Here is a 24,298-nt window from a genome sequence, read left to right on the forward strand (position 1 = left end):
GTCACAATCATCGACAGCATGAGGCCTTGCTTCGAACAGGAGAACCCCATGCGGATTGTCAATCTCGTTTTCGCCGGAGCTCTCGTGGCCGGCTCCGTGCTGACTGCCCCGGCGCTGGCGAAGAATTCCGATGCCCAGAAAGGCGAGGACAAATCGGCCTCGTCGTCATCGTGCAGCGCCTATCAGCAGGCGCCGGATGGATCGTGGGAGCCGCTGCCCTGCAAGGAGACCGGCGAACGCGCCCAGCCGCAAACGCAACACAAGTCCGGCGCGCAAGGCGGCGATCAGGGCGAGCGCTGAGCTATCCGGCCCCCCGGGGAACTCACCGGTTCGGACTGCGTTGAGGCTGCGGCTTGCCGCGGTGCGTTCGCCCGCCAGCATACCGTAGGCAGAGTCAAGGAGCGGCTCCTGGAAACGCCAACCCCGCGCGCGCTCGTGGATGCGATCGAGTTGGAAGACCTTCGACGCCGTCTCAAGGCGATCGAGGAGGAAAACGCACGCCTGAAGGCGCTCGGGATGGCCGACCAGACCGGGCGCCGCGCAGCGGAATCGGCGCTGGCGGAAAGCGAGGAGCGTTACCGGACGCTGTTCAACTCGATCGATGAAGGCTTCTGCATCATCGAATTCTTCGACGGCCCGCACGGCCCGCTCAGCGATTACATCCACGTCGAAGCCAACCCCGCCTACACCCAGCATGCCGGCATTCCCAACGTGGTCGGCCAGAAGGTCCGCGAGATGGTCCCTGATGAGGCCGACGGCTGGGTCGAGCTCTATGGCGGCGTGCTCAGGACCGGGCAGCCGATCCGCTTCGAGCGCGAGCTGGTCGCGACCGGCCGCCAACTCGAGCTCGCCGCCTTCCGTGTCGAGCCAGCCAGCCGCAAGCAGGTCGCCGTGCTGTTCCAGGACATCACGGCGCGCAAGCGGGCTGAGCGGGAGTTGCAGCAGCTCAACGAGACGCTGGAAGCGCGCGTGGTCGCCGCATTGGCCGAGCGCAAGCTGATGGCCGACCTCGTCGAAGGAACCGATGCCTTCGTGCAGGTCGTCGATCCCGGCTTCCGCTGGCTCGCCATCAACGGCGCCTCGGCTCGGGAATTCCATCGCATCTACGGCATCTTGCCGAAGGTCGGTGACAACATGCTGGAGCTGCTTGACGATCAACCCGAGCATCGCGACGCCGTCCGCGCCGTCTGGTCGCGGGCGCTCGCCGGCGAAGCCTTCGTCGAGGTCGCCGAGTTCGGCGAGCCCGGGCGGGACCGCCGCTTCTACGAGATGCGCTTCAACTGCCTGCGCGAAAGCGAGGGCCGGCTGCTCGGTGCCTACCAGTTCTCCTACGACGTCACCGACCGGCTGAAGGAGCAGCAGCGGCTGCGCGTAGCCGAGGAGGCGCTGCGTCAGTCACAGAAGATGGAAGCTGTCGGGCAACTCACCGGCGGCATCGCGCACGACTTCAACAATCTGCTCACCGGGATCATCGGTTCGCTGGAGTTGTTGCAGACGCGGCTCGGCCAGGGCCGCGTCAATGAAATCGACCGTTACGTCACCGCGGCGCAAGGCGCCGCCAGGCGCGCCGCCGCCCTGACGCATCGGCTGCTCGCTTTCTCGCGGCGGCAGACGCTCGATCCCAAGCCGACCGACCTCAACCGCCTCGTCATGGGGATGGAGGAGCTGGTCCGCCGCACCGTCGGCCCGGAGATCGCGGTGGAAGTCGTCACCGCAGGCGGGCTGTGGCCGACGCTGATCGATGCGTCACAGCTCGAGAGCGCCCTGCTCAACCTCTGCATCAACGCCCGCGATGCGATGCCCGGCGGCGGACGGCTCACGATCGAGACCGCCAACCGCTGGCTCGACGAGCATGGCGCCGGCGAGCGCGATCTTGCGCCCGGCCAGTATGTGTCGCTCTGCGTCACCGACACCGGCACCGGCATGACACCCGACATCGTCGAGCGCGCGTTCGAGCCGTTCTTCACGACCAAGCCGATGGGCCAGGGCACCGGGCTCGGCCTCTCCATGGTCTACGGCTTCGTGCGCCAGTCCGGCGGCCAGGTCCGGATCTACTCCGAAGTCGGCCAGGGCACGACCATGTGCCTCTATTTGCCACGCCATTATGGCAACGAGGCTGACAGGCCGTCCACCTTGGCGCCCAAGAGTGCTGTGCGGCCGAAAGCTGGTCACACCATCCTGATTGTCGACGACGAGCCGTCGATTCGCATGCTGCTGACCGATGCGCTGGAAGAGATCGGCTTCAGCGTCCTGGAGGCTCATGACGGCCCGAGCGGGCTGAAGATCCTGCAATCGGAGGCGACGATCGATTTGCTCGTTACCGATGTCGGCCTTCCCGGCGGCATGAACGGCCGCCAGCTTGCGGATGCTGCGCGCACAACCCGTCCGGCCCTCAAGGTGCTGTTCATCACGGGCTATGCGGAGAATGCCATCATCGGCAACGGCCAGCTCGCGCCCGACATGCAGGTGCTGACAAAGCCCTTCGTGGTCGAGACGCTGGCCAGCCGCGTCCTCGATATGATCAAGGATGGAACGGTGCGGAGCTGATCAGCTCTGGGCCGGACCGCGCATGATCTTCATGGCGTCCTCGATGTGACGCCATTCCTTGGCCTCTTCGGCTTCGCCGCGGCCCTCGCAGGCCTGGGCCTGTTCGGCGGCTTTCGCAATCGCAGCGAAACCATGTCGTTCCAGCATCTGCCGCGCGACGGTGTGGACCTGGACCTCGGACATCATGGGCGCTCTCCCGTTTGCAGAAGCCACGGGACATCGCTCGGCTGTCCCGCGGGGCCCATGACAACGATCGAGCCTCGGCCCTCGTTCCGCACCGGACCACGCCCACGCAACAACAAAGGCGGCCCGCCATGCCCGGCGGACCGCCTTCTCACCCACCCCAAGAAACCTACGCCAAGATTGGCAGCCTTCGGTCAGGCCCCCTACCCGACCGCGGCCCTCTTGCGCTCGATATCGTTGGGCACCTCGATATCGACCTCCAGGGTCGAGACCTCATCGCCGCGCTCGAGCCGGACGATGACCTTGGTCGGATCCAGCGTGACATGCCTGGACACGACGGCGAGGATTTCCTCACGCAGCACACCGAGCAGGTCGGGCTGGCCGCGCAATCCGCGTTCATGCGCAAGCAGGATCTGCAACCGTTCGCGGGCGACCGGTGCGGAGGCCTTGTTGCCGCGGAGAAGTCGAAGCAGTCCCATGCTCATGCAGCCCTCCGTCGCAGCAGGCGGTCCATCAGCCCCCTCCGCTCGGCGGGAACGTGCATCGTGATGCTTTCACCGCAGAGGCGCTTGGCCGCGTCCATGTAGGCCCGCGCCGGTGCTCCATCCGCGTTCGAGAGCGTCACCGGCGTGCCGACGTTGGAGGCCTTCAGCACGTCCTGGCTCTCGGGGATGATGCCGAGCAAGGGCGTTGCGAGGATTTCCAGGATGTCGTCGATGGTCAGCATCTCGCCGCGCGCGGCGCGGGAGGGATCGTAGCGCGTGATGAGAATGTGCTTCTCGACGCGCTCGCCCTTCTCGGCCCGCACGGTCTTGGAATCGAGCATGCCGATGATGCGGTCGGAATCGCGCACCGAGGAGACTTCCGGGTTGGTCACGATGACGGCCTCGTCCGCAAAGCGCATCGCCATGGAGGCGCCGCGCTCGATGCCGGCCGGGCTGTCGCAGATCACCCAGTCGAAGCGGCTGCGCAGCTCGGCGATGACCTTGCCGACGCCCTCTTCGGTCAGCGCGTCCTTGTCGCGGGTTTGCGAGGCCGGCAGCAGCCAGAGGTTATCGAGCCGCTTGTCCTTGATCAGCGCCTGCGGCAGCTTTGCGACGCCCTGCACCACGTTGATGAGGTCGAACACCACGCGGCGTTCGGCGCCCATCACAAGGTCGAGGTTGCGCAGGCCGACGTCGAAATCGACGACGACGACCTTGTCGCCACGTTGCGCGAGCGCAGCCCCTAGCGCGGCGGTCGTCGTAGTCTTGCCGACCCCGCCCTTGCCTGACGTCACGACCAGTACCTTACTCATCTGAAATGTCTCCTTTGCTGGTCAGTTCAGTGCTGTAATTCGCATGGTATTCCCCTGCAGCCAGGCCTGCGCCGGCTTGCCGCGCAAGGCGGCGTCGATGTCGTCCGCAGTCTGGTAAAACCCATCAATTGCAAGCAGTTCGGCCTCGATCTTCTGACAATAAATCCGCGCGCTCTTGTGCCCGTTGACGCCCGCCATGGCGCGGCCGCGCAGCGCGCCATAGATGTGAATGGAGCCACCGGCCACGACTTCGGCACCGGAACCGACCGAGCCGAGAATGGTGATGTCGCCCTCGGGGAAGATCACGGTCTGGCCGGAGCGCACGGGCGTCTCGAGCAACAGCGAGGTCGGCTTGGCCTCGGCCTTCTCAGCCTTCTTCGGCGCGCTCGGCTCGACCACGCAGCTGCGCCCGCCCGACAGCAGCGGCGGCATTGCCGGCGTCAGCCGCGATTCGTCCACGCCCTCGATGCCGAGCACGCGAATGTTGCGGTCCTGGAGGCTGGTGAGCAGATGGCTGATGCCGGACTGGCTGAGATCGACCGAGGACAGGTCAACCACCACCGGCCGGCCGACGAAGAAGCCCGGCGAGCGGGCGATGGTGGCGTCGATTTCCTGGAGCCACTCCAGGATCGGAACCGTCGGCACGAACACGAAGGCCACATAGGACCGCCCGCGCAGGCGCACCATCTGACGTTGGACTTTTGCTGCAGCCTCCATGACGGCCGACTCGTTCCCCGTTATTGAATGGTTAACGATGCGGCGGATTTGGTTAACGGCCGGTTAATTCTTTCGTGGCGTTACGTGGGGGTGGCCGGGGGCCGTAGGCTTCAAATCCTAACCCGTCATCCTGAGGTGCGAGGCATGGGACGCAATGCGTCCCATGGGGAGCCTCGAAGGATGCGCGGCCCCGATGCAGCCACGCGGAGAGAGCCGGGCCGTCGCCCTTCGAGGGCCGCCGAAGGAGCGGCCACCTCAGGGTGACGGTGAAGGATGAGTGCTCGCTGCTTCCCACATCGGCAATGACGACGTTGGGGCAGAAGGCCTCCCAGCCCCTCACCTCACGCCGTCCATTGTGATCGGAGGCCAGATTGACACCGTTGCATCATCTGGCTTCGATCCGCCTCCCCGCAGCCGGAGCTGATCATGTCAATCCAGTCGTCCACCAGACGCAAGACTGCGCCGGACATTCGGGCCCGCAAGCGCGGCGAGCCGATCGTCATGCTGACGTCCTACCACGCGCATACGGCAGCGCTGGTGGACCGGCATTGCGACGTCATTCTGGTCGGCGACTCCCTTGGCAACGTCATGCATGGCTTCGAGACCACGGTACCTGTTACGCTCGACATGATGATCCTCCAGGGCGCAGCCGTGATGCGCGGGTCCAGGCAGGCGCTGGTCGTGGTCGATATGCCGTTCGGATCGTATGAGGCTTCCAAAGAGCAGGCATTCAACTCCGCGGTCCGGATCATGAAGGAAACGCAGTGCGGCGCGGTGAAGCTCGAAGGCGGCGCCCGCATGGCCGAGACGATCGCATTCCTGTCCGGGCGCGGCATCCCGGTGATGGGTCATATCGGCCTGACGCCGCAATCCATCAACACCCTCGGCTCGTTTCGCGCCCAGGGCCGAAGCGAAACGGATTGGGGGCCGATCGAGGACGACGCGAAGGCGGTCGCCGATGCCGGTGCGTTCTCGGTCGTCGTCGAAGCCGTCGCCGAACCGCTGGCGCGCAAGATCACCGAGACAATCGCGATCCCGACTATCGGCATCGGCGCGAGCGCGGCGTGCGACGGCCAGGTGCTCGTCCTCGAGGACATGCTGGGACTATCACCGCGAACGCCGAAATTCGTCCGGCGCTACGGCAATCTGGGTCCGGCCATCGAAGCCGCGATCGAAGCGTATGCCGCCGATGTGCGGTCGCGCGCATTTCCCGGGCCCGAACACGTCTACGACACGAAGAAGAGCTGACGGCACGAGGCCGTCAGGTGCCGCTCGCGGCGCGCCCTATTTCTTCACCTTGCTCGCATCCATCTTGATGGCGGGGTCCAGCATCTTGGTCGAGAATGCCGTGGTCACGTCGAACGGCTTCTCCATGCCCAGATAGGTCTGGACCAGCTCGTAGTCCTTCTTCATCCGCTCACCGTCGATCCAGCCAAGACCCTTGGTGGTGGTGAACTCGTCGGTCATCAGGAACTTGATGCGCTCCCACTGGCGCTCCTGGTTCTCCTTGTCGAGGCCGGAGACCTGGTCGAGCAGCGCCTTCAGGCACGGGCTGACGTCGGCGACGCAGGCCGCGAAGGCCTTCTGCGAGATGCGCACGAACTCTTCGACCAGTTTTGGATTCTTCTGGAGGTAGGCGCCGTTCACGATCAGCGAATTGCCGTACGGGTTGAGCCCGATGTCCTTCCAGTTGACGTAGCCGAGGTCCTGTCCGAACTCGATCACCTTCAGATCGTGCTCGTTGTAGAAGTCGCTGATGATGTCGACGGTGTGGCTCTTGAGCCCCGCGATCTTCGCGGTCGGGCCGATGTTCACGAAGCTCACGGAGTCAGGGGCGATGCCTGCGGCTTTCGCGAACGCCGGCCACATCACGCGCGAGGCATCGCCGGGCGGATTGCCGATCTTGTGGTTCGGAAAGTCCTTCACGCCGTTCACGCCGTAGCTCTTCAGCCAGTAGAAGGTCTGCCCGGTGTTGGCGTAGATGCTCATCAGCGCGACGTCGTCGGCGCCCTTGCTCTTGGCGACCAGCATGGTGGCGAGATCGGCGATACCGAAGGGCGAGCCGCCGGAGCCGACCTTGGCGGCGGAGACGCCGGAGCCCTTGCCGACCTCGATGGTGAGGTCGATGCCTGATTTCTCGTACCAGCCCTGCGCCTTGGCGTAATAGAACGGCGAATGGTCCGCCGTCGGCGTCCAGTTCAGGATCAGATTGACCGCCTCGCCCGCGCTGGCCGGCACCGCCGGCAGACCAAGCACCAGCGCCACAACAGCCGCCTGCAAACGCTTCATCGCATCTCTCCCTGTGCCGGCGACCCGGCTTGTCGCTCTCCCCATGTGAGGATACCAATGCAACAAGGCCGCCCTCAACTTGTCAACTGTTTGGTTGGAAATGCCCGCAAAACGTTCAGGCGACACCGTGCCGCAGCGGCGCGACCCCGTCGCCACCCGCAACAAGCTGCTCACGGCGGCGCGCCTGGAGTTCGCCAAGCACGGCTTTGCCGGCGCCCGCGTCGACGAGATCGCCGAGCGCGCCGGCGTCAACAAGCAGCTGGTCTACCATTATTTCGGCGACAAGGACGCGCTCTATCTCGCCGTGCTCGAATGGGTCTACGCTGATATCCGCGAGCAGGAGCGCAGGCTGAATCTGGAGGGCCTGCCGCCTGACAAGGCGATCAAGAAGCTGATCGAGGCCTCGTTCGATTACCTCGCCACCAACCCTGATTTCATCGTGCTCCTGAACGACGAGAACCGCGGCGGCGCCCGTCACGTGCGCGGCTCGACGCGGCTGGAGGCGATGCATTCGCCCCTCGTCGTCAGCGTCTCCCATATCCTCAACGAAGGCGTCCGCGCCGGCATGTTCCGCAAAGGGATCGATCCCGTCCAGCTCTACATTTCGATCGCGGCGCTCGGTTATTTCTACCTGTCCAACACACCGACGCTCTCGGCGATCTTCGGCAAGGATCTTTCGACCCGGACGGCCCGACGCAACCGCCGCCGGCACGTCGTGGACCTCGTGCTGCATTCGCTCCGGCCATAATCAACCAACTGGTTGAAACTTCCCGCAAGGCCGGTTAGGCTTGAGATCAGCGGCATCGTCGCTGCTAGCAACAGGGAGCAAACGGTGGCAGGAGACGCAGCCCGCACCTCGCGCAGCTTTGCGGTCATCCTGATCGTGCACCTCGCCGTGCTCGTGCTGTGGCAGGTTGCGGTCGATGCCTTCCACGTGCCGAAATTCATCCTGCCCTCCCCGCTCGCGACGATTCAGACGCTGGGCACCGCAAGCTATTCCTGGGGCGCCAACACGCTGGTCACCGCGATCGAGATCCTCGGCGGCTTCGCGCTCGGCGCCTTCGTCGGCGTCGCGCTCGCGGTGATCTTCAGCTGGGCGCCGCTCGTCAGCCTCGTGCTGCTGCCGCTGTTCGTGACCTTGAACATGATCCCGAAGGTCGCGCTCGGCCCGCTCTTCATCGTCTGGTTCTCCTACGGCATCGTGCCGAACATCCTGATCGCCTTCAGCATCTGCTTCTTTCCGATCCTGCTCACCACTGCGCGCGGCCTGCGCGAGGTCGAGCCCGATCTGCTCGACCTCGTCAAATCGCTGCGCGGCTCGCGCTGGACGCTGTTCCGCAAGATCCAGCTGCCGGGATCGCTGCCTTACGTGTTCTCCGGCATGAAGGTCGGCGCCATCCTCGCGGTCGCCGGCGCCATCGTCGGCGAGTTCATCGCCTCCGAGCGCGGGCTCGGCTACCTCATGATCCAGGTGCAGTCCTCGCTCGACACGCCCGCGATGGTGATGGCCGTCGTGCTGCTGACCCTGCTCGGCGTCGCTCTCTACGGCCTGGTGCTCGCCCTCGAACGCATGTTCGTGGTCAGCGATGCCAGGCAAGCCTAACTGAAGGACCGCCCCATGCTTCTCACCCGCGAGAACCTGCCGAAGACCATTCCCGATATCGCGGCGCTCGACGACCTCCTGTGCCGGCCGACGCAGGCGCTGATCGACGATCTCAGGAAGGTCGAGGGCGACATCATGGTCCTCGGCGTCGGCGGCAAGATGGGCCCGACGCTGGCGGGGCTCGCCAAGGCCGCGGCCCCGGATCGGCGCGTCATCGGCGTCGCCCGCTTCAGCGAAGCCGGTGTGAAGGAGTGGCTGCACGCGCGCGGCGTCGAGACCATCAATTGCGACCTGATGGACGAGAAAGCCATTCAGGCCCTCCCCAAGGCGCCGAACATCATCTTCATGGCCGGCCGCAAGTTCGGCGCCGAGGGCGACCTGTCGCTGACCTGGGCGATGAACGCGCATGTGCCGGCGCTGGTCGCGCAGGCGTTCCCGTCGTCGCGGATCGTCGCGTTCTCGACCGGCTGCATCTATCCTTTCGTCCCTGTCGAGGGCAAAGGCTCGACCGAGGACATGGCGCCGAACCCGCCCGGCGAATACGCGCAATCCTGCGTCGGCCGCGAGCGCATGTTCGAGTATTTTTCGCGCAAGTTTTCGACGCCCGGCCGGCTGTTCCGCCTCAACTACGCGATCGACATGCGCTACGGCGTGCTGCACGACATCGCCACCAAGGTGCTCAACGGCACCCCGATCGACGTCAGCCTCGGCCATGTCAATTTCATCTGGCAGGGCGATGCCTCCGCGCAGGCGCTGCGGTGCCTTGCGCATTGCACGGCCCCGACCTCGCCGATCAATGTCAGCGGCCACGAGATCCTTGCCGTGCGCGATCTCGCCCAAAAGTTCGGCGCGCGCTTCGGCCGCACGCCGGTGCTGACGGGCAAGGAGGAGCCGACGGCGTGGCTCACCGACACGTCCAGGGCGGTCGAGCTGTTCGACCTGCCCGTCGTCGACACCGAGCAGCTGATCGCCTGGACCGCGGACTGGGTGTCGCGCGCCATGCCGAGCCTCGGCAAGCCCACCAAATACGAGGTGCGCGATGGACGCTACTGACGCTCCTCCCATCCTCAAGCTCGGCGTCGACGACGCGATCGCCGGGCTCGCGCTGTCGACCGAGGCGCACTGGAACCAGACCGAAGAGGACTGGCGCATCTTCCTGCGCGACGGCATCGTGTTCGGCATTCGCGACGGCATGCGGCTGATCGCAACAGCGGCACTGCTGCCCTACTCCGGCAACAATGCCTGGATCAGCATGGTGCTGGTGTCGGCCACGCATCGCCGCCGCGGTCTCGCAACGCGCCTCGTCGATGCCTGCCTCCAGACGGCGCGCAAGAACGGCCTGACCAGCTGGCTCGACGCCACCCCCGACGGCGCCGCCGTCTACGGCCCGCTCGGCTTCACCCCGACACTGCAATTGCGCCGGCTGAAGTTGGTGAAGCCGGCGCAGGCCTCCGCGCCGGCGCCGTCAGCCGCCACGCTCGACGCGCTTCGCGCGCGCGACCAGAGGGCCACCGGGTTCGACCGGACCGCGCTCCTCACCGCCTTTGCCCGACGCTCCGGCTCGCGCATCGTCACAGCGAATGGATGCATCGCGCTGGTCCGCGATGGCCGGACCGCGCGCCACATCGGCCCATTATTCGCTGACAATGCCGCGGACGCGCTGGCCCTTGTCCACGCGATCGCCCGCTCCGAGCCCCACCCCCTCCTGATCGACACCGTCGCCTCGCAAAGCGCGTTCCTGGAAGGACTGACCGCGTCTAGCTGGACCATCGAACGGCCGTTCCAGCGCATGCGGTTCGGCCCCGCCACATCGGCGGGCGACGAACTGCCATTCGCCGTCGCCGGCCCCGAATTCGGATAGACATCATGCACCACAGCCAGATCAACGCAGACGTCCGCAAGCTGATCGCCGAAGGCACCGTGCTGCCGGCCCATCCGCTGGCGCTCACCGCCGAGCGCCAGCTCGACAAGCAGCATCAGCGCGCGCTGACGCGCTATTACATCGACGCCGGCTCCGGCGGCCTCGCGGTCGGCGTGCACACCACGCAATTCGCGATCCGCGATGTCGGCCTCTACCGTCCGGTGCTCGAGCTCGCCGCCGAGACCGCCGTCAGTTGGACCAAGCGCCCGCTGGCGATGGTCGCGGGCCTTGCCGGCCCGACCACGCAGGCCGTCACGGAGGCTCGCACCGCCCTCGACATCGGCTATCACGCCGGCCTGCTCAGCCTCGCCGCGATGAAGGGCGCTTCCGAGGACGAGATCATCGCGCACTGCACGACGGTCGCAGCGGAAATCCCGCTGGTCGGCTTCTACCTCCAGCCCGCCGTCGGCGGCGTCATCCTGTCGAGCCGGTTCTGGCAGCGCTTTGCCGCGATCGACAATGTCATTGCGATCAAGATCGCGCCGTTCAACCGCTATCGCACGCTCGACGTGCTGCGCGGCGTCGTGGCCGCCGGCGCGCTCGACCGCGTCGCGCTCTACACCGGCAATGACGACCACATCCTGCTCGACCTGATGCTGCCGTTCGATCTGCGCGACAGCGGCGTCACCACGCGCACCTATTTCAAGGGCGGCCTGCTCGGCCATTGGTCGGTGTGGACCGCGAGCGCGATCAAACAGTTCGAGCGCTGCAAGGCGGCGCGGCACAAGGACAGCGTGCCGGCCGACCTGCTCGCGCTCGATGCCCGCGTCACCGACTGCAACAGCGCCTTCTTCGATGTCGCCAACAATTTTCACGGCTGCATCGCCGGCTGCCACGAGATCCTGCGGCGCCAGGGCCTGATGCGGGGATTGTGGTGCCTCGATCCGAACGAGGGTCTCAGCCCCGGCCAGAAGGAGGAGATCGACCGCGTCACGCGCGAGCACGCCGACCTCAGCGACGATGCTTTCGTTGCGGCAAACCTCAGCAAATGGCTGGCATGAGCTCCGAGGCCTTCATCAGCCTGCAAGGCGTCCGGAAAGTCTATCGGACCGGCGGCTCCGAGTTTTTGGCCGTGTCGGACGTCACCATGGACGTGCAGGAAGGTGAGCTGGTCTCGCTGGTCGGCCCCTCCGGCTGCGGCAAGACCACGGTGATGAAGATTCTGGCGGGCCTTCACAGCGCCGACGGCGGCACGGTGAAGATCGGCAATACCAAAAGCCCGTTCGATCCGACCTGCGACATCGGCATGGTGTTCCAGCAGGCGCTGCTCCTCAAATGGCGCACGATCCTGGACAACGTGCTCCTGCCGGCCGAGATCGTGGGACTACCGATGAAGGCCGCGCGCGAGCGGGCGCGCGATCTGCTCAACCTCGTCGGTCTTGCCGGCTATGAAGAGAAATATCCGCAGCAGCTGTCCGGCGGCATGCAGCAGCGCACCGCGATTGCACGCGCGTTCATCCACGATCCCAAGCTGATCCTGATGGACGAGCCGTTCGGCGCGCTGGATGCGCTGACGCGGGAGCAGATGAACCTGGAGATGCTGCGGATCTGGCGCGAGAGCGGCAAGACCATCATCTTCGTCACGCACTCGATCCAGGAAGCGGTGTTCCTGTCCTCGCACTGCGCGGTGCTGACCGCGGGCCCGGCGAAGATGGCTGATTACTTCCCGATCGACCTGCCCTTCCCGCGCGACCTGCCGCTGAAGACCACGGACGCCTTCGGCGCCTATGCACGGCGCATCTACGCGAAGCTGGGGCTGGGCGCGGCGTAAGACGCCACACGATCAGTCCCGTAGGGTGGGCAAAGCGGAGCGTGCCCACCATTGTCAATGAAGCGAAAGAACGTGGGCACGGCGCAGTCGCGCCTTTGCCCACCCTACGAGAGGCGTAAACACCGCGCCCTTCTCGTCGTCAGCTCTTGTTACGCATCTTGCTGAGCAGATAGTTGTCGTAAAAATTCTCGGCGATCTGCGTGTAGAACAAGAGCTCCTTCATATACGCGTCGTGGCTCTCCTTGGTGCGCTTGAACAGGTCGCTCTTGGCGGCGAGCTCGTTCAGGTGCTCCTGGGTCGCGTTGTAGCAGGCTTCCAGCACCGGCTGCGGGAACGCCTTCAGCTCGGCGCCGTTGGCGATCAGCCGCTTCAAGGCCGCCGGATTCACGCTGTCGTATTTCTCGAGCATCCAGGCGCCCGCGGCCGAGGCGGCCTGGTTGACGATCGCCTGATAGTGCTTCGGCAGGCTCGCCCATTTCTCGTCGTTGACGATCATGTGCAGCATGGCGCCGCCTTCCCACCAGCCGGGGAAGTAGTAGTACTTCGCGACCTTCTGGAAGCCGAGCTTCTCGTCGTCATAGGGACCGACGAATTCGGCCGCATCGATCGAGCCCTTCTCCAGCGCCGCATAGACGTCGCCGCCCGCGAGCTGCTGCGGCACGATGCCGAGCCGCGCCAGCACATGGCCGCCCATGCCGGCGATGCGGAATTTGAGGCCCTTCAGGTCGTCGACGGTCTTGATCTCCTTACGGAACCAGCCGCCCATCTGGGTGCCGGAATTGCCGCAGAGGATGGCGTGGGCCTTGAAGGGCTTGAGCGCCTCGTTGGTGAGATCGGCGCCGCCGCCGAAATACCACCAGGACTCCTGGTGGCGATGGTTCATGCCGAACGGCGCACCGGTGGCATAAGCCAGCGCCGGCTCCTTGCCGATGTAGAAATAGAGCGGCGTCTGCGCCATCTCGACCGAGGCGACGCTGACGGCGTCGAGCGCCTGCAGGCCCGGAACGAGCTCGCCGGCCGCAAAGGTCTGGATCTGGAATTTGTTGTCGGTGGCGTCGGCCACGTATTTCGCAAAGGTCTGCGCCGTGCCGTAGATGGTATCGAGCGACTTCGGGAAGCTCGAGGTCAGGCGCCATTTGATCTCGGGCGAGCCCTGCGCAATCGCAGGTGCAGCAACCAGCGTCGTCGCGCCGGCGACCGCGCCGCCCTTGAGAAATGTACGGCGTTTCATGATGAGCTTTCTCCCTGAATCAAGGTTTGAAATGGATGGCCCTGATCAGCCCAGGGCTACGGTCTTGGCGGACCGTTTGCCTGTTCCTGAGGCAGAGTTCAAGCCGCGAGAACGCATGGCGCGGTGGCCATCGGCTGCCAAAACAGCGCACCGAACCAAGGGCTTGCCGAGAACGCCTCTGGCGTCCCTGGATCAGGTCTCCTGGAGGAAGACCGATAGCGCTCGCTGCAGTTCCTTGAACGCGCGCGGCCCGATCTTGGCGGCAAGGGCCCTCTCGCTTTCGGCGATCGCAGGCCGCAGGCGGCCCAAAAGCGCGGTCCCGGCCTGCGTCAGATACAGCACGTAATAGCGGCGGTTGATCGCCGAGGCCGAACGCTGCACGAGGCCCCGCCGCTCCAGATGATCCACGAGACGCCCGAGCCCGGCCCGCTCGATCGACAGCGATTGCGCGATGGCGAGCTGATTGACGCCCGGATTGGCCTCGATCACCGACAGCACGGAGAACTGCGCCGCGCTGATGTCGAACGCGGCGAGCCGCCGGCTGACATCCTTGAAGACCCAGAGTTGGGCCCGCCGGATGCGATAGCCGAGCGAACGGGACAGATCGTCGGAGGCGAGCAGCCTCTGCCGGGCAGGCTTTGCGGCCGCTCCGGCGCGCGGCGCGGATCGCTTCGCAACAGGCGCCGGGCGTGGCGCGGCCTTGGAGGATCGCTTTCTGATGCCCGCCTTCTTCGGCTCCATCGACAATGATCTTTCGCAAGCCGGCGCAGCGGCTATCCGGGATTCGCCCGCCGAGTCTATCGCAGCCGGGCCAGATCGAGAAGCCGAGCGGGATCGCACTGCGTGAGCACAGCTTCTACGACAGGTTGCGCTGCGCACTCGCGCGCCGCTTCATGTTGACACGGCAACATCGCACGCCCTAGGATCGAAAAAGCCCACCGTGACACGAGCGGGACCAAGGGGGATGACGTCCGTGCTTCCATCAGAGATGGGCGGCGAGCCGCGTGCGATCACGCATAGCGGCGCGATCGGCGCGCGCCTGCGCGTTGCTTGCAAATGCCGCCGCGTCACCTCTGCTTTGGCAACGACATCGTCAACGACACTGCCTGAACGAACGCGCCCGCATGGGGCGCGTCCGCTCGACCATCATTGTTGAAAACTGGGAGGGACTGACATGAAACGACGACTTCTCGCATCGACCATCATGGCCGGCTGCGCGGCGCTCGGCACGCAGGCCATTGCGCACGGATTCCCGCCGAGCGGCGTTGCGCCGCGCGCGTCCTGCACCGCCCTCACCGGCCTCACTTTGCCGAACACGCAGATCCTGAGCGCGACCCAGAAGACGGGTTATTGCAACGTGATCGGCATCATCAACAAGCGCGTCTCGACGCAGGATCCTGACCATTTCACCTACGGCATCGGCTTCGCACTCAACCTGCCCAACACCTGGCACGGGCGTTTCGAGATGATGGGCGGCGGCGGCACCGACGGCAGCCTCAATGCCGACCCGCAAGGCGCCGCCGGCGTCGAGGTCGGCCAGGGCTGGGCCGTCGCGGCCAATGACGGCGGCCACGAAGACAACGCCAATAATCCGGTCGGCGGCCATCAGGACGACGATGCCAATGCCGGCGGCTCCGCGCATTTCGCGATCGACGCGCAGGCGCGCCGGAACTATGGCTACAACGGCATCGAGACGACCGCGACGATCTCGAAAAAGATCATCTCCTATTTCTACGGCCTCGACACCGCCTATTCCTACATCATGGGCTGCTCGAACGGCGGCCGCGACGCCATGATGGCCTCGCAGCGCTTCCCCTGGCTATTCGACGGCGTGATCTCGCAAAATCCCGGCTTCAACCTGCCGCAGGCGGGCCTTGCCGAAGCCTGGAACGAGCAGGTGCTCGGCACCCTTTCAACCAGCAAGGACGTCAACGGCCAGCCCTTCATTCCCGACACCTTTCCCGCGCAGGATCTCCAGGTCGCCTCGGCCGCCATCCTGAGCGCCTGCGATGCGCTCGACGGATTGGTCGACGGCATCATCGACAATTATCACGCCTGCACAGCGAAGAAGGTGTACCCGGCGCTCGCCAGCTACACCTGCGGCTCGGGCTCGCACGGCAGCACGCCACATGGCGGCACCTGCCTCACCGGCGCGCAGGTCGACGCGCTGAAGAGGATCTACGCCGGACCGGTCAACTCGAGAGGACAGCGGCTCTATTCGAACTGGTTCTGGGATGCCGGCATCTGGACGCCGCCCAGCGCGCCCGGCGCGGGCTGGCAGCTCTGGAACGTCGTCACCGCACCGGTGCCGAACGTCAACACGGCGATCAACCTGACGCTCGGCGCCGGCGCGATCCCGATGATCTTCCAGACCCCGCCGGTCGTCACGCCCGTGAACGGGCCGAACGGCCAGGAAGCCTTCGTGTTCAAGTTCAACTTCGACACCGACGCGCCGAAGATCTTCACCAAGACGGCGGCCTACCCCGAGAGCAGCATGGACTTCATGGCCGCGACCTCGACCGACCTGCGTCCGTTCAGGGCACGCGGCGGCAAGCTGATCATCTCCTCCTCCGTCAATGACGGCATCTTCTCGGGTGCTGCGATCGCGCGCTGGTACCGCAACATGGACCGGCACATGAGCGGCCGTGCGACCGATTTCGCCCGGCTGTTCATGGTGCCGAACATGGCCCATTGCGGCGGCGGCGCCGCCACCGCGAGCTTCGCCACGAACCAGCTCAAGGCCCTCACCGACTGGGTCGAGAAGGACATCACGCCGGACCGCATCGTGGCGACCAACACCAACGCCACCTCGCCCTATCCGGCGGGCGGACTGTTCGATCCGCGCGTTGCCACGAACTTTCCGACCGGCGGCACTAGGCCGCTCTGCGTCTACCCGAAGATTGCGTCCTACAAGGGCAGCGGCATGACCAACGACGCCGGCAATTTTGCCTGTATCGACCCCGGCTTCGGACACGGCGGCGACCACGACTTCCACGATGACGACGACGGACGCGGCGACGAGCGGCATTGAGGCGCCGTCTGTCCCCCTCGTGCCCTGGACGCAGCGCAGCGCTTCTTCAGCGGTGCGCTGCAGAGCCGGGACACGAGAGGGACGAATGCCTTCACCTCCACACTCGCAATGACGAAAGAGACGACCTGCTCAGAGCAGCTTCGCGCTCACGAACAGCGCGCGCACGGCGTTGGTCGCCTGCACCGCGAGCATGGCGTTGTCCGCGGCACCTTCGAGCGCCGCGACCGCGTCCTCGTGCAGCGCGCGGAATTCCATCCACTCGACGGATTTGAAGTTGGTGAGGAACTGATAGGCCTGGCCGACGGTCGCGATCGCCAGCGTGTCACCGTTCAGGCGGATCTTGAACGTCGTGCGCAGCGGGGTTTCGGACTTAGATGGATCACTCATGGGCTGCTTCTGGACGATGACGGCTTAACGAAGGGAAAACGGCAGCCCCGCCGTCCGGCGAATATCAGGAATCGGTGCTGGCGCGTTGTGAAGCCGTCGCCGATCCGCCCAGGCTCGGCACTACGACGAGGCGGTTGAACTCGCCATTGTCCCAGGCCTTGAGGAAGCGGTCATAGTCCTTGATCGAGACGCAGCCGTTGGAATCGCCGCGCGGTCCGAGCATGTAGCTGTGGGTGAGCAGGCCGACGCGCCCGAGCGCGCTGGTGCCGTCCGTCGGCGTCAGGCGCAGCGCACGGATGCCGTGGAACAGTTTTTCGCGCGGCTTCAGATCGTAGGTCGCCGGCGGGGTCGCGCCCACCATGCGCTGGTCGACATGGTCGGGGTCGTCCATCAGAGCGCCCATGCCCGAATGGGCTTCCAGCGCGACGCCGCTCGGCAGGTAGAGCGCCTTGGCCTTGATGTCGTAGACCGCGGTGCGCGAATCGTAGCCGAGAGCGGCGAGATCGGGCCCCTTGGCGAACAGGCCGTCGCCGGGGGTCAGGGAGGCCAGCTTGATCTTGGCGGTGAATTTTTCGAAGAAGCTGCGGTTATCGACCTTGGGACTGGTGTCGGCATAGGCCTGGCTGGAGGCGACCTGGGAGGCGAAATCGGCCTGCACCGGACGCGAGCGCGGCATCGGGACGGCGTCGGCGCGCTGCGCGGGTCTCTGCTCCTCGACGGCATGCCGGTCGTCATCGGTCAGTGTCGAGCGCCACTCGTCGCCCTGGAGCTTCTCCGCGAGCATCGCCTTGGCGTCGCGGAGCTTGAGCTGGACCGCATTCAGGGCGGAGCGCTCCATCGTCCGCAAACCGAGGTCGCGCGCCTGCGGGTTGCCCGAGAGCGATGCGAAGCGGTCGTCAAACGAAGGGGTATTGGCGGGCGGCAAGGAGGCGGTGACCAGCGGGGTCGAGTCGCCGATATCCGCAACCCAGGCGGCGGCGCCGAGCGCCAGCGCGACGGCGGCCAGAGACAGCAGTATCGTCTCGGTCCGCCCAATACGGCGGCGCGACGTCAACAGCCTCTCGGCGCGTACGCGGTCGGAAACCATCAGATCCCCAAATCGACCCCCGGGGGACCCACCCCCACCCGGAGATTCTCTATACCAGCTACCACATTGGGAGCCAAAAGTTAGGCATAATCGCGGCCGGCAAGGGCCCGTCAAGGCATCCCAAGGTATCCTATGACCGATCCTTTCGATCTAGAGCGCTTCGTCCGAGCCCAGGACCCGGTTTTTCGCGCCGTCCGGGAGGAGCTGGCCCGGGGGCGGAAGCAGAGCCACTGGATGTGGTTCGTCTTCCCGCAAATCGCCGGCCTCGGCTTCAGTGCCATGTCGCAGCGCTATGCGATCGGCTCGCGGGCGGAGGCCGAGGCCTATCTCGCCCACCCCACTCTCGGCCCGCGCCTGATCGAATGCACGCGCCTCGTCCTCGCCGTCGAGGGGCGCACCATCAACGCCATCCTCGGCGCGCCGGATGATGCCAAATTCCGCTCCTCGATGACGCTGTTCGGCGCGGTGTCCGATCAGCCCGTTTTCGGCGAGGCGCTCGGGCGGTATTTCGCAGGCCAGCGCGACGGCGCAACGCTTGAGATCCTGTCGAAGCTCGACCGGCCGGCGTAGCCGCCTGCGATCAGCGGCCCTGGAAGACGGCCGCGCGACGCTCGATGAAGGACTGGATGCCTTCCTTCGCATCGGCGCTGCCGAGCACGCGGTCGCGGATTTTCGGGATGTAGGCGATCGCAGCCGCCTCGCCGCCTTCGATATATTTCGCCGCCGCTTCCTTGGTCACCTGGATGCCGAGCGGTGCATTGCGCGCGATGATGGCTGCGAGCGCCATCGCCCGCTCGACCTGTTCTCCCGGCGCCACGATCTCCTGGACGAGGCCGATCGCGTGGGCGCGCTCGGCCGAAAACTCGTCGCACAGGAACAGATGATACATCGCATCGCCCCAGCCGGCGCGAGAGAGGAAGCGGAAATGCGCGCCGCCCAGCGGCGCGATGCCGCGCTTCGCCTCCATCTGGCAGAAGCGCGCATCGCCGGCCGCGACCACGATGTCGCCGGCGAGCATCAGCTCGATGCCGATGGTGAAGACGATGCCCTGCACGGCTGTCACGATCGGCTTGCGGCAGCGCTTGGCCAGCCCGAACGGATCGACGTTGCCCTCTTTGATGTTGCGCTTCTCCGCGGTCGGTCCAAAGAATCTGGGCATGTCGAGACCAGCCGTAAAATCCCTCCCTTCGGCGCAGATCACGCCGACGCGGTAGGCCTCGTTGTCGTGCAGCTCGGTGAGCGCATCGGACAATTGCTCCATCATCACCGGGGTGAACGCGTTCTTCTTCGCAGCGTTGTCGATGATGATCTTGAAGACGTGGCCGTGCACCTCGGTGCGGATCTGACCTTCGCTCATGTGCTTCTCTCCGGATTGTTGATGTTGGCAGCAAGTCAGGCCGGCGACTGAATCGCCGCGCGGATCGCCTCGATCCGCGCCGGCGTGAACACGCCGGAGTCGAGGAGCTGGAGGATCGACAGCACCCCGCCCCGCGATCCCCAGCTGCCCTCGTCGATGATCTCGAAATTGACCCACCAGGTCGGCGATGGCGCCGGCATCCCGCAGGCTTCCGCAAGCCGCGCCAGCACGTTGCGGATCACCTCCGCACGCACCTCTGCAGGCCAGGCCGCATTCATCACCGCGATATTGACGGTGATGATGTCGCGCGGTTGGTCCTGGTCGGACAGCAGTCGGCCGCCGATTGCCATGCAGTCGGGCGGCAGGTCGTGGAAATGCACCTGAAAACCCATTCGCGCCGCCGGCGCGTGCTGACCGACTTCGGGCTCAAGCACGGCGTCGGTCAGGCTTTCCGCAAGAAGCCGGCGTTGCGGCAGGCCAAGCCGTCCGGCCGACGCGGTCACGGTGATGATGGTCAAGCTGGCACCTCTGCACGACTATGACGATCGTCATATTTCAGCGCGGCTTGCCTATGTCAAGCGTCATAGTCTAGATGGTGGGCAGCCAATTGTGGAACTCCCGATGACCACCGCCACCACACGCGACAAGATGATCGCCGGCGCCGCCGACCTGATGAGCCGCCGCGGCGTCAACGCCACCAGCATGCGCGACGTCGTGCGCCATACCGCCACGCCGCGCGGATCGATCAGCCACCATTTTCCGGACGGCAAACGGCAATTGATCGCCGAGGCCGTGACCTTCGCGGGCAAGCAGGTGTCCATTCCCCTGGAGAAGGCCATGAACCAGCACGGCGTGATCGGTGGCCTCAAGGCTTTCGTCGCATCGTGGCGCCGCCGGCTGGAAGCGACCGGGTTCGAGGCCGGCTGCCCGGTGCTCGCCGTCGCCGTCGACCGCTATGTCGGCGAAGCCTCCGACAAGGACGACGAGGCGGCGCAGCAGCATCTGCTCGGTCTCGCCGACGGCGTGTTCGTCGAGTGGCGGCAGATCATGCGCGCGGCCTTGCTGCGCGAAGGGCTGGCTGCGGAGCGGGCGGAGCGGCTTGCCACGCTCGTCGTGACCTCGATCGAAGGCACGGTCGCGATGTGCCGCGCCAATCGCAGTGCTGAGGCGCTCGATCAGGTTCAGGACGAACTGGAGACAGTGCTGTCGACCGCACTCGCCCGCACAGCCGGATAGAATGGAGACGCACCGATGGATCTGTCCCGCGAACGCGAGCTCGCACGCCGTCTCGCCAGCCTGCGACGCGAGAGCCGGCAGCAAAGCGGCCTCGATGCGCATCTTGTGCCGCCGGATCCCGACACGGCGTACCGCGTCGCGCAGATGGTGGAAGAGGAGTTGGGCTGGGCCGTCGTCGGCTGGAAGATCGCCGGCATGAAGCCCGGGCTCCAGCGCCAGCTTCGCACCTCCTCGCCGATCTATGGGCGGGTGTTCGCGCCGCTGATCAAGACCTCGCCCGCGAGCGTCGCGCATGCCAGGCAGTGCAGCCCGATTCCGGAGGTCGAGTATCAGGCACGCCTCGGCGCCGACCTGCCGCCACGCTCCAAGCCCTACACTGTCGAAGAGATCGGCGATGCCGTCGCCTCGCTGCATCCCGGCATCGAGCTCGCCGAATGCCGCTTCGTCCATGACGCGGCGTTTCCACCGATGCCGGCGATCCTGGCCGACGGCGCGGGATCGGGAACGATCGTGCTCGGAGAGCCCATCGCCGACTGGCGCAGCCGCGACATCGCGAATCAGGGGGTCGTGCTCAATTGCAATGGCGTGGAAAGGCGCCGCGGCAGCGCGGCGGAGGCGATCGATCATCCGCTGGTGCCGCTAACCTGGCTCGCCAACGAGCTGTCGCGAAGCAGAATTGGTCTCAAGGCCGGACAGACCATCAGCACCGGCACACTCACCGGCATGCTGCGGCCGAAGGCGGGCGAGACGTACGTCGCCGATTTCGGCCCGTTCGGAACCGTGAGCGCGACCTACGCCTAGAGCGTTGCCATCGGAAGGGCGCATTGGACGAATGGACGCATGCGGGCCGAGCATGGCGGCCGCCAGCGTAAACCGGCGATTAAGACGGCCCGCCTATTTTTCGGAGAATATCTTTCTCCCCCTGTGCAATTGCCGGAATGCCCATGAAAATCGGTACGCTGCTGACCACCGCCATCGTCTCGTTGTCGACCGTCGGCGGCGGCCTCGCCGTCTACGTTGCCGTGACCAAATACCAGACCATGGAGCGGATCACCGAGGCGCAGGGCCGGCTTGCGATCGTCCGGGCCGTCAGCGACATCCCGCGCTATCTCAACCCCGAACGGGGCTATTCCACCAACATCCTCTACGGGCCCGCGACCATCGATCCCGCGCTACTGGCCGAGCAGGACAAGTTGCGCAAGTCGACCGACGGGGCGCGCGACAAGATGAACGCGCTGCGCAAGGAGCTGCCCGGCCCGTTCGACGACGGCGCCACCATCGGCAACAATATCGACGGCATCAATGCGAAGTTCACGGCGCTGCGTGAGGCCATCGACAAGGCGCTGGCCGGCCCGGCCGAGGCGCGCAAGGACGCTGCCAAGAAGATCGTCGCCGACAATGCCGTGCTCAACGGCGGCGTGACCGCGCTGCTCAACGAGCAGGTCCGTCGCATGGCGATCCTCAACGGCGACGCCTATCGGCAGGCCAGCTACGCCAACATCGCCATGACGCTGCGCGACGTCGGCGGCTTCAATTCCAGCCTGCACAAGAACCTCGTCGGCGGCAAGAAGCCGGCGACCGACGCCGAGAAGGCGGACATCGGCCGCTCGCAAGGGCGCAACGACCAGATCGTGATGTCGCTGCTGGAATTGCGCGGCAATCCAGCTACACCGGCGAACGTCGCCGCGGCGCTGGAGAAGTTCAACACGATCTATGTCGAGGAGTTCGGCCGCGAGCTCAAGCTGGCCAAGGAAGGTGCGGTTACCGGCAAGTACGAACACGATGTGGACACCTATTACACCGCCACCCAGCGCGGCCTCAGCACCATTATCGAGGTCCGCGATGCCTTCTACGACAATGCCGAGCAGATCCTCGCCGGCGCCTCTTCCGCGGCGCGCACCAGCTTCACCATCGCACTCGTCGGCCTCCTCGCCGTGCTGATCGCCAGCGCCGGCCTCATCGTGACGGTCCGACGCCGTGTCTGCGCCCCGATCGTCAATCTGACGACGCGGATGTCGCGGCTGGCCGACGGCGAGGTTGCCGAAGAGATCCCCGGCGCCGCGCGCTCCGACGAGATCGGGGCGATGGCGGCGGCCGTCCAGGTCTTCAAGGACAACATGATCCGCGCCGATCGCCTCGCCGCCGAGAAGCAGGCCGAGAACGACGGCAAGATGCGCCGCGCCCAGGCGCTCGACGAGCTCACGCGCTCTTTCGAGGCGAAGGTCACCGAGCTCGTCGGCGGCCTCTCGCGTGCCTCCTCCACCATGGAAAGCACGGCGCAGTCGATGACCTCGACCGCAGCCCAGACCAACAGCCAGGCCGCCGTTGTCGCCGCTGCGTCGCAGCAGACCTCGACCAACGTGCAGACGGTCGCCAGCGCCACCGAAGAGCTGACCTCCTCGATCACCGAGATCGGCCGTCAGGTCGCGCAGAGCACCGAGATCGCGGCCCGCGCCGTCGACAATGCCCGCCGCACCGGCGACACCGCGCGTGCGCTCGCCGAGGGCGCGCAAAAGATCGGCGACGTCGTCACGCTGATCCAGAGCATCGCCGAGCAGACCAATCTGCTTGCTCTCAACGCCACGATCGAGGCCGCCCGCGCCGGCGATGCCGGCCGCGGCTTTGCCGTGGTAGCGTCCGAGGTGAAATCGCTGGCCGGCCAGACTGCCAAGGCGACGACCGAGATCTCCGAGCAGATCACGGCGATCCAGGCCGCGAGCGACGAGACCGTGGCCGCGATCCGCAACGTCGCCGACGTCATCGCCGAGATCGACCAGATCGGCACCGCGATTGCCGCCGCGATCGAGGAACAGGGCTCTGCGACCAAGGAGATCGCCCGCAGCGTCCAGGAGGCCGCTCGCGGCACCCAGGAGGTCAACACCAACATTTCAGGCGTGCAGCGCGCCGCCGACGACACCGGCGCGGCCGCCAGCGAAGTGCTGGGCGCCGCCGAGCAACTCTCGACCCAGTCGCGCGACCTCGCCGGCCAGTTCGACCGCTTCCTCAGCGAGGTCCGTGCGGCTTAGTAAGGCGGCGCCTTCCGAGCCCGCTGCGCTTTCGCCGCCTCGATCCACCATGTGAGATCGTCGGCAAAGCGCGGGAACGACCGTTCCAGCGCCTTGCCGCCCTCGCCGATCGGCTCGCTCTCGGCCGACAGCGTCTGCGCGATCGGGCCGACGCCGATGGTGCTCGAGATCACTACCATGCCCATCTCCGACAGCGTGCCGTGCCAGGCGGTCGAGGCGCGCGCGCCGGACAATCGGCCGGCGGAATAGCTCACGATCGCGGCCGGCCGCCAGAACCACTCCTCCAGGAAATGATCGGTGAGGTTCTTCAGGCCGGGCTGGATGCCCCAATTATACTCGCCGGTCACGAAGACAAAACCGTCGGCGCCGCGGATCTGCCCGGCCAGCTTCTCCAGCGCCTCCGGAGCCGAGCCCTTGGGATACTCCTTGTACATGCGGTCGAGCATCGGCAGGCCGATCGCCTTGGCGTCGATGAATTCGACCTCCTCGCCGCGCCCGCGCAGGCCTTCGATGACGAAATTCGCAAGGCGGACGCCCATGCGGTCGGAACGGTAGGACCCGTAGAGGACGAGAATGCGGTTGCTCATGACCGGCACGTTAGCACGAAACGGCGCG

General features: G+C 65.9%; 26 protein-coding genes. 14 read left to right on the forward strand and 12 right to left on the reverse strand.

Translation table 11 applies throughout. The features are described from left to right. The first annotated feature begins 48 nt into the window (after positions 1-48). Both BRAGE_RS0117335 and BRAGE_RS0117340 read left to right on the forward strand, forming a co-directional pair. Complete coding sequence (locus BRAGE_RS0117335) at positions 49-300, forward strand: hypothetical protein (protein WP_027557740.1); 252 nt, start codon at positions 49-51, stop codon at positions 298-300. A 135-nt stretch (positions 301-435) separates the two neighbouring features. Further along, positions 436-2,547, forward strand: coding sequence for an ATP-binding protein (locus tag BRAGE_RS0117340; protein ID WP_027557739.1), 2,112 nt, complete (start codon positions 436-438; stop codon positions 2,545-2,547). On the opposite strand, the gene BRAGE_RS0117345 is transcribed toward BRAGE_RS0117340, so the two are convergent. The 4 genes from BRAGE_RS0117345 to minC form a co-directional block, all read right to left on the reverse strand. Next, on the reverse strand, positions 2,548-2,733 hold the full coding sequence (locus tag BRAGE_RS0117345) for a hypothetical protein (protein ID WP_027557738.1): 186 nt from the start codon (positions 2,731-2,733) through the stop codon (positions 2,548-2,550). A gap of 200 nt (positions 2,734-2,933) precedes the next feature. Then, complete coding sequence (gene minE / locus BRAGE_RS0117350; RefSeq protein ID WP_027557737.1) at positions 2,934-3,215, reverse strand: cell division topological specificity factor MinE; 282 nt, start codon at positions 3,213-3,215, stop codon at positions 2,934-2,936. Further along, the gene (gene minD / locus BRAGE_RS0117355) at positions 3,212-4,027 is read right to left on the reverse strand and encodes a septum site-determining protein MinD (protein WP_027557736.1); all 816 of its coding nucleotides are present in this window, start codon (positions 4,025-4,027) and stop codon (positions 3,212-3,214) included. The genes minE and minD overlap by 4 nt, the downstream gene beginning before the upstream one ends. Before the next feature lie 21 nt (positions 4,028-4,048). Next, entirely contained in the window at positions 4,049-4,744 is a 696-nt protein-coding gene (minC, locus tag BRAGE_RS0117360; protein ID WP_027557735.1) for a septum site-determining protein MinC, read from the reverse strand. Between the two features lie 426 nt (positions 4,745-5,170). Here minC and panB point away from each other — a divergent pair, with 426 nt between their 5' ends. Further along, positions 5,171-5,992: a 3-methyl-2-oxobutanoate hydroxymethyltransferase gene (gene panB / locus BRAGE_RS0117365; RefSeq protein WP_027557734.1), complete on the forward strand. Its 822-nt coding sequence runs from the start codon at positions 5,171-5,173 to the stop codon at positions 5,990-5,992. Between the two features lie 36 nt (positions 5,993-6,028). Here panB and BRAGE_RS0117370 read toward each other — a convergent pair whose 3' ends face one another. Then, positions 6,029-7,033, reverse strand: a complete 1,005-nt coding sequence (locus BRAGE_RS0117370; RefSeq protein WP_027557733.1) for an ABC transporter substrate-binding protein — start codon at positions 7,031-7,033, stop codon at positions 6,029-6,031. A gap of 100 nt (positions 7,034-7,133) precedes the next feature. On the opposite strand from BRAGE_RS0117370, the gene BRAGE_RS0117375 reads away from it, so the two are divergent. From BRAGE_RS0117375 to BRAGE_RS0117400, 6 genes are all read left to right on the forward strand, one after another. Next, positions 7,134-7,781 carry a TetR/AcrR family transcriptional regulator gene (locus BRAGE_RS0117375; protein WP_027557732.1) on the forward strand — a complete coding sequence of 216 codons (648 nt, stop codon included), beginning with the start codon at positions 7,134-7,136 and terminating at the stop codon, positions 7,779-7,781. A gap of 84 nt (positions 7,782-7,865) precedes the next feature. Then, on the forward strand, positions 7,866-8,636 hold the full coding sequence (locus tag BRAGE_RS0117380) for an ABC transporter permease (RefSeq protein WP_027557731.1): 771 nt from the start codon (positions 7,866-7,868) through the stop codon (positions 8,634-8,636). 15 nt (positions 8,637-8,651) lie between these two features. Then, positions 8,652-9,689 (forward strand): NAD-dependent epimerase/dehydratase family protein, encoded by a 1,038-nt coding sequence (locus BRAGE_RS0117385; RefSeq protein WP_027557730.1) that lies wholly within the window; start codon positions 8,652-8,654, stop codon positions 9,687-9,689. Beyond that, positions 9,676-10,497: a GNAT family N-acetyltransferase gene (locus BRAGE_RS0117390; protein WP_027557729.1), complete on the forward strand. Its 822-nt coding sequence runs from the start codon at positions 9,676-9,678 to the stop codon at positions 10,495-10,497. Before BRAGE_RS0117385 ends, BRAGE_RS0117390 begins: the two co-directional genes overlap by 14 nt. Before the next feature lie 5 nt (positions 10,498-10,502). After that, on the forward strand, positions 10,503-11,558 hold the full coding sequence (locus tag BRAGE_RS0117395) for a dihydrodipicolinate synthase family protein (RefSeq protein WP_027557728.1): 1,056 nt from the start codon (positions 10,503-10,505) through the stop codon (positions 11,556-11,558). Then, positions 11,546-12,328 (forward strand): ABC transporter ATP-binding protein, encoded by a 783-nt coding sequence (locus BRAGE_RS0117400; RefSeq protein ID WP_027557727.1) that lies wholly within the window; start codon positions 11,546-11,548, stop codon positions 12,326-12,328. Before BRAGE_RS0117395 ends, BRAGE_RS0117400 begins: the two co-directional genes overlap by 13 nt. Positions 12,329-12,467: 139 nt before the next feature. On the opposite strand, the gene BRAGE_RS0117405 is transcribed toward BRAGE_RS0117400, so the two are convergent. Together BRAGE_RS0117405 and BRAGE_RS0117410 are read right to left on the reverse strand one after the other, a co-directional pair. Then, entirely contained in the window at positions 12,468-13,559 is a 1,092-nt protein-coding gene (locus BRAGE_RS0117405; RefSeq protein WP_027557726.1) for a TRAP transporter substrate-binding protein, read from the reverse strand. Between the two features lie 192 nt (positions 13,560-13,751). Beyond that, positions 13,752-14,300 carry a MarR family winged helix-turn-helix transcriptional regulator gene (locus BRAGE_RS0117410; RefSeq protein ID WP_027557725.1) on the reverse strand — a complete coding sequence of 183 codons (549 nt, stop codon included), beginning with the start codon at positions 14,298-14,300 and terminating at the stop codon, positions 13,752-13,754. Between the two features lie 433 nt (positions 14,301-14,733). Here BRAGE_RS0117410 and BRAGE_RS0117415 point away from each other — a divergent pair, with 433 nt between their 5' ends. Further along, positions 14,734-16,590 carry a tannase/feruloyl esterase family alpha/beta hydrolase gene (locus BRAGE_RS0117415; protein ID WP_027557724.1) on the forward strand — a complete coding sequence of 619 codons (1,857 nt, stop codon included), beginning with the start codon at positions 14,734-14,736 and terminating at the stop codon, positions 16,588-16,590. Between the two features lie 129 nt (positions 16,591-16,719). Here the strand turns inward: BRAGE_RS0117415 and BRAGE_RS0117420 are convergent, their stop codons facing one another. Next, complete coding sequence (locus tag BRAGE_RS0117420; RefSeq protein ID WP_027557723.1) at positions 16,720-16,977, reverse strand: hypothetical protein; 258 nt, start codon at positions 16,975-16,977, stop codon at positions 16,720-16,722. 64 nt (positions 16,978-17,041) lie between these two features. Next, the gene (locus BRAGE_RS0117425; protein WP_027557722.1) at positions 17,042-17,992 is read right to left on the reverse strand and encodes a DUF2778 domain-containing protein; all 951 of its coding nucleotides are present in this window, start codon (positions 17,990-17,992) and stop codon (positions 17,042-17,044) included. Positions 17,993-18,196: 204 nt separating this feature from the next. On the opposite strand from BRAGE_RS0117425, the gene BRAGE_RS0117430 reads away from it, so the two are divergent. Further along, positions 18,197-18,634: a DUF1810 domain-containing protein gene (locus BRAGE_RS0117430; protein ID WP_027557721.1), complete on the forward strand. Its 438-nt coding sequence runs from the start codon at positions 18,197-18,199 to the stop codon at positions 18,632-18,634. Positions 18,635-18,644: 10 nt separating this feature from the next. On the opposite strand, the gene BRAGE_RS0117435 is transcribed toward BRAGE_RS0117430, so the two are convergent. Together BRAGE_RS0117435 and BRAGE_RS0117440 are read right to left on the reverse strand one after the other, a co-directional pair. Further along, complete coding sequence (locus BRAGE_RS0117435; protein WP_027557720.1) at positions 18,645-19,421, reverse strand: crotonase/enoyl-CoA hydratase family protein; 777 nt, start codon at positions 19,419-19,421, stop codon at positions 18,645-18,647. 35 nt (positions 19,422-19,456) lie between these two features. Beyond that, positions 19,457-19,939 (reverse strand): tautomerase family protein, encoded by a 483-nt coding sequence (locus BRAGE_RS0117440; RefSeq protein ID WP_027557719.1) that lies wholly within the window; start codon positions 19,937-19,939, stop codon positions 19,457-19,459. Between BRAGE_RS0117440 and BRAGE_RS0117445 the strand changes: the two genes are divergently transcribed. The 3 genes from BRAGE_RS0117445 to BRAGE_RS0117455 all read left to right on the forward strand — a co-directional run bounded on the left by BRAGE_RS0117445 (position 19,929) and on the right by BRAGE_RS0117455 (position 23,683). Continuing rightward, positions 19,929-20,657: a TetR/AcrR family transcriptional regulator gene (locus tag BRAGE_RS0117445; protein ID WP_231164354.1), complete on the forward strand. Its 729-nt coding sequence runs from the start codon at positions 19,929-19,931 to the stop codon at positions 20,655-20,657. The genes BRAGE_RS0117440 and BRAGE_RS0117445 overlap by 11 nt on opposite strands. A 15-nt stretch (positions 20,658-20,672) precedes the next feature. Beyond that, on the forward strand, positions 20,673-21,458 hold the full coding sequence (locus BRAGE_RS0117450) for a 2-keto-4-pentenoate hydratase (RefSeq protein WP_027557717.1): 786 nt from the start codon (positions 20,673-20,675) through the stop codon (positions 21,456-21,458). A 143-nt stretch (positions 21,459-21,601) separates the two neighbouring features. After that, positions 21,602-23,683 carry a methyl-accepting chemotaxis protein gene (locus BRAGE_RS0117455; RefSeq protein WP_027557716.1) on the forward strand — a complete coding sequence of 694 codons (2,082 nt, stop codon included), beginning with the start codon at positions 21,602-21,604 and terminating at the stop codon, positions 23,681-23,683. Here BRAGE_RS0117455 and BRAGE_RS0117460 read toward each other — a convergent pair. Beyond that, the gene (locus BRAGE_RS0117460) at positions 23,680-24,270 is read right to left on the reverse strand and encodes an NADPH-dependent FMN reductase (RefSeq protein WP_027557715.1); all 591 of its coding nucleotides are present in this window, start codon (positions 24,268-24,270) and stop codon (positions 23,680-23,682) included. The genes BRAGE_RS0117455 and BRAGE_RS0117460 overlap by 4 nt on opposite strands. Positions 24,271-24,298 lie beyond the last annotated feature (28 nt).

The organism is Bradyrhizobium genosp. SA-4 str. CB756, from assembly GCF_000473125.1.
Taxonomy (GTDB): Bacteria; Pseudomonadota; Alphaproteobacteria; order Rhizobiales; family Xanthobacteraceae; genus Bradyrhizobium; species Bradyrhizobium arachidis.

Excerpts from the sequence above, each read along its gene's own strand:
- BRAGE_RS0117335 (WP_027557740.1), top strand. The coding sequence starts at position 49 with ATGCGGATTGTCAATCTCGTTTTCGCCGGAGCTCTCGTGGCCGGCTCC.
- BRAGE_RS0117345 (WP_027557738.1), bottom strand. The coding sequence starts at position 2,733 with ATGATGTCCGAGGTCCAGGTCCACACCGTCGCGCGGCAGATGCTGGAA.
- minE (WP_027557737.1), bottom strand. The coding sequence starts at position 3,215 with ATGAGCATGGGACTGCTTCGACTTCTCCGCGGCAACAAGGCCTCCGCA.
- minD (WP_027557736.1), bottom strand. The coding sequence starts at position 4,027 with ATGAGTAAGGTACTGGTCGTGACGTCAGGCAAGGGCGGGGTCGGCAAG.
- minC (WP_027557735.1), bottom strand. The coding sequence starts at position 4,744 with ATGGAGGCTGCAGCAAAAGTCCAACGTCAGATGGTGCGCCTGCGCGGG.
- panB (WP_027557734.1), top strand. The coding sequence starts at position 5,171 with ATGTCAATCCAGTCGTCCACCAGACGCAAGACTGCGCCGGACATTCGG.
- BRAGE_RS0117370 (WP_027557733.1), bottom strand. The coding sequence starts at position 7,033 with ATGAAGCGTTTGCAGGCGGCTGTTGTGGCGCTGGTGCTTGGTCTGCCG.
- BRAGE_RS0117375 (WP_027557732.1), top strand. The coding sequence starts at position 7,134 with ATGCCCGCAAAACGTTCAGGCGACACCGTGCCGCAGCGGCGCGACCCC.
- BRAGE_RS0117385 (WP_027557730.1), top strand. The coding sequence starts at position 8,652 with ATGCTTCTCACCCGCGAGAACCTGCCGAAGACCATTCCCGATATCGCG.
- BRAGE_RS0117390 (WP_027557729.1), top strand. The coding sequence starts at position 9,676 with ATGGACGCTACTGACGCTCCTCCCATCCTCAAGCTCGGCGTCGACGAC.
- BRAGE_RS0117395 (WP_027557728.1), top strand. The coding sequence starts at position 10,503 with ATGCACCACAGCCAGATCAACGCAGACGTCCGCAAGCTGATCGCCGAA.
- BRAGE_RS0117400 (WP_027557727.1), top strand. The coding sequence starts at position 11,546 with ATGGCTGGCATGAGCTCCGAGGCCTTCATCAGCCTGCAAGGCGTCCGG.
- BRAGE_RS0117405 (WP_027557726.1), bottom strand. The coding sequence starts at position 13,559 with ATGAAACGCCGTACATTTCTCAAGGGCGGCGCGGTCGCCGGCGCGACG.
- BRAGE_RS0117410 (WP_027557725.1), bottom strand. The coding sequence starts at position 14,300 with ATGGAGCCGAAGAAGGCGGGCATCAGAAAGCGATCCTCCAAGGCCGCG.
- BRAGE_RS0117415 (WP_027557724.1), top strand. The coding sequence starts at position 14,734 with ATGAAACGACGACTTCTCGCATCGACCATCATGGCCGGCTGCGCGGCG.
- BRAGE_RS0117420 (WP_027557723.1), bottom strand. The coding sequence starts at position 16,977 with ATGAGTGATCCATCTAAGTCCGAAACCCCGCTGCGCACGACGTTCAAG.
- BRAGE_RS0117430 (WP_027557721.1), top strand. The coding sequence starts at position 18,197 with ATGACCGATCCTTTCGATCTAGAGCGCTTCGTCCGAGCCCAGGACCCG.
- BRAGE_RS0117435 (WP_027557720.1), bottom strand. The coding sequence starts at position 19,421 with ATGAGCGAAGGTCAGATCCGCACCGAGGTGCACGGCCACGTCTTCAAG.
- BRAGE_RS0117445 (WP_231164354.1), top strand. The coding sequence starts at position 19,929 with ATGATGGTCAAGCTGGCACCTCTGCACGACTATGACGATCGTCATATT.
- BRAGE_RS0117450 (WP_027557717.1), top strand. The coding sequence starts at position 20,673 with ATGGATCTGTCCCGCGAACGCGAGCTCGCACGCCGTCTCGCCAGCCTG.
- BRAGE_RS0117455 (WP_027557716.1), top strand. The coding sequence starts at position 21,602 with ATGAAAATCGGTACGCTGCTGACCACCGCCATCGTCTCGTTGTCGACC.
- BRAGE_RS0117460 (WP_027557715.1), bottom strand. The coding sequence starts at position 24,270 with ATGAGCAACCGCATTCTCGTCCTCTACGGGTCCTACCGTTCCGACCGC.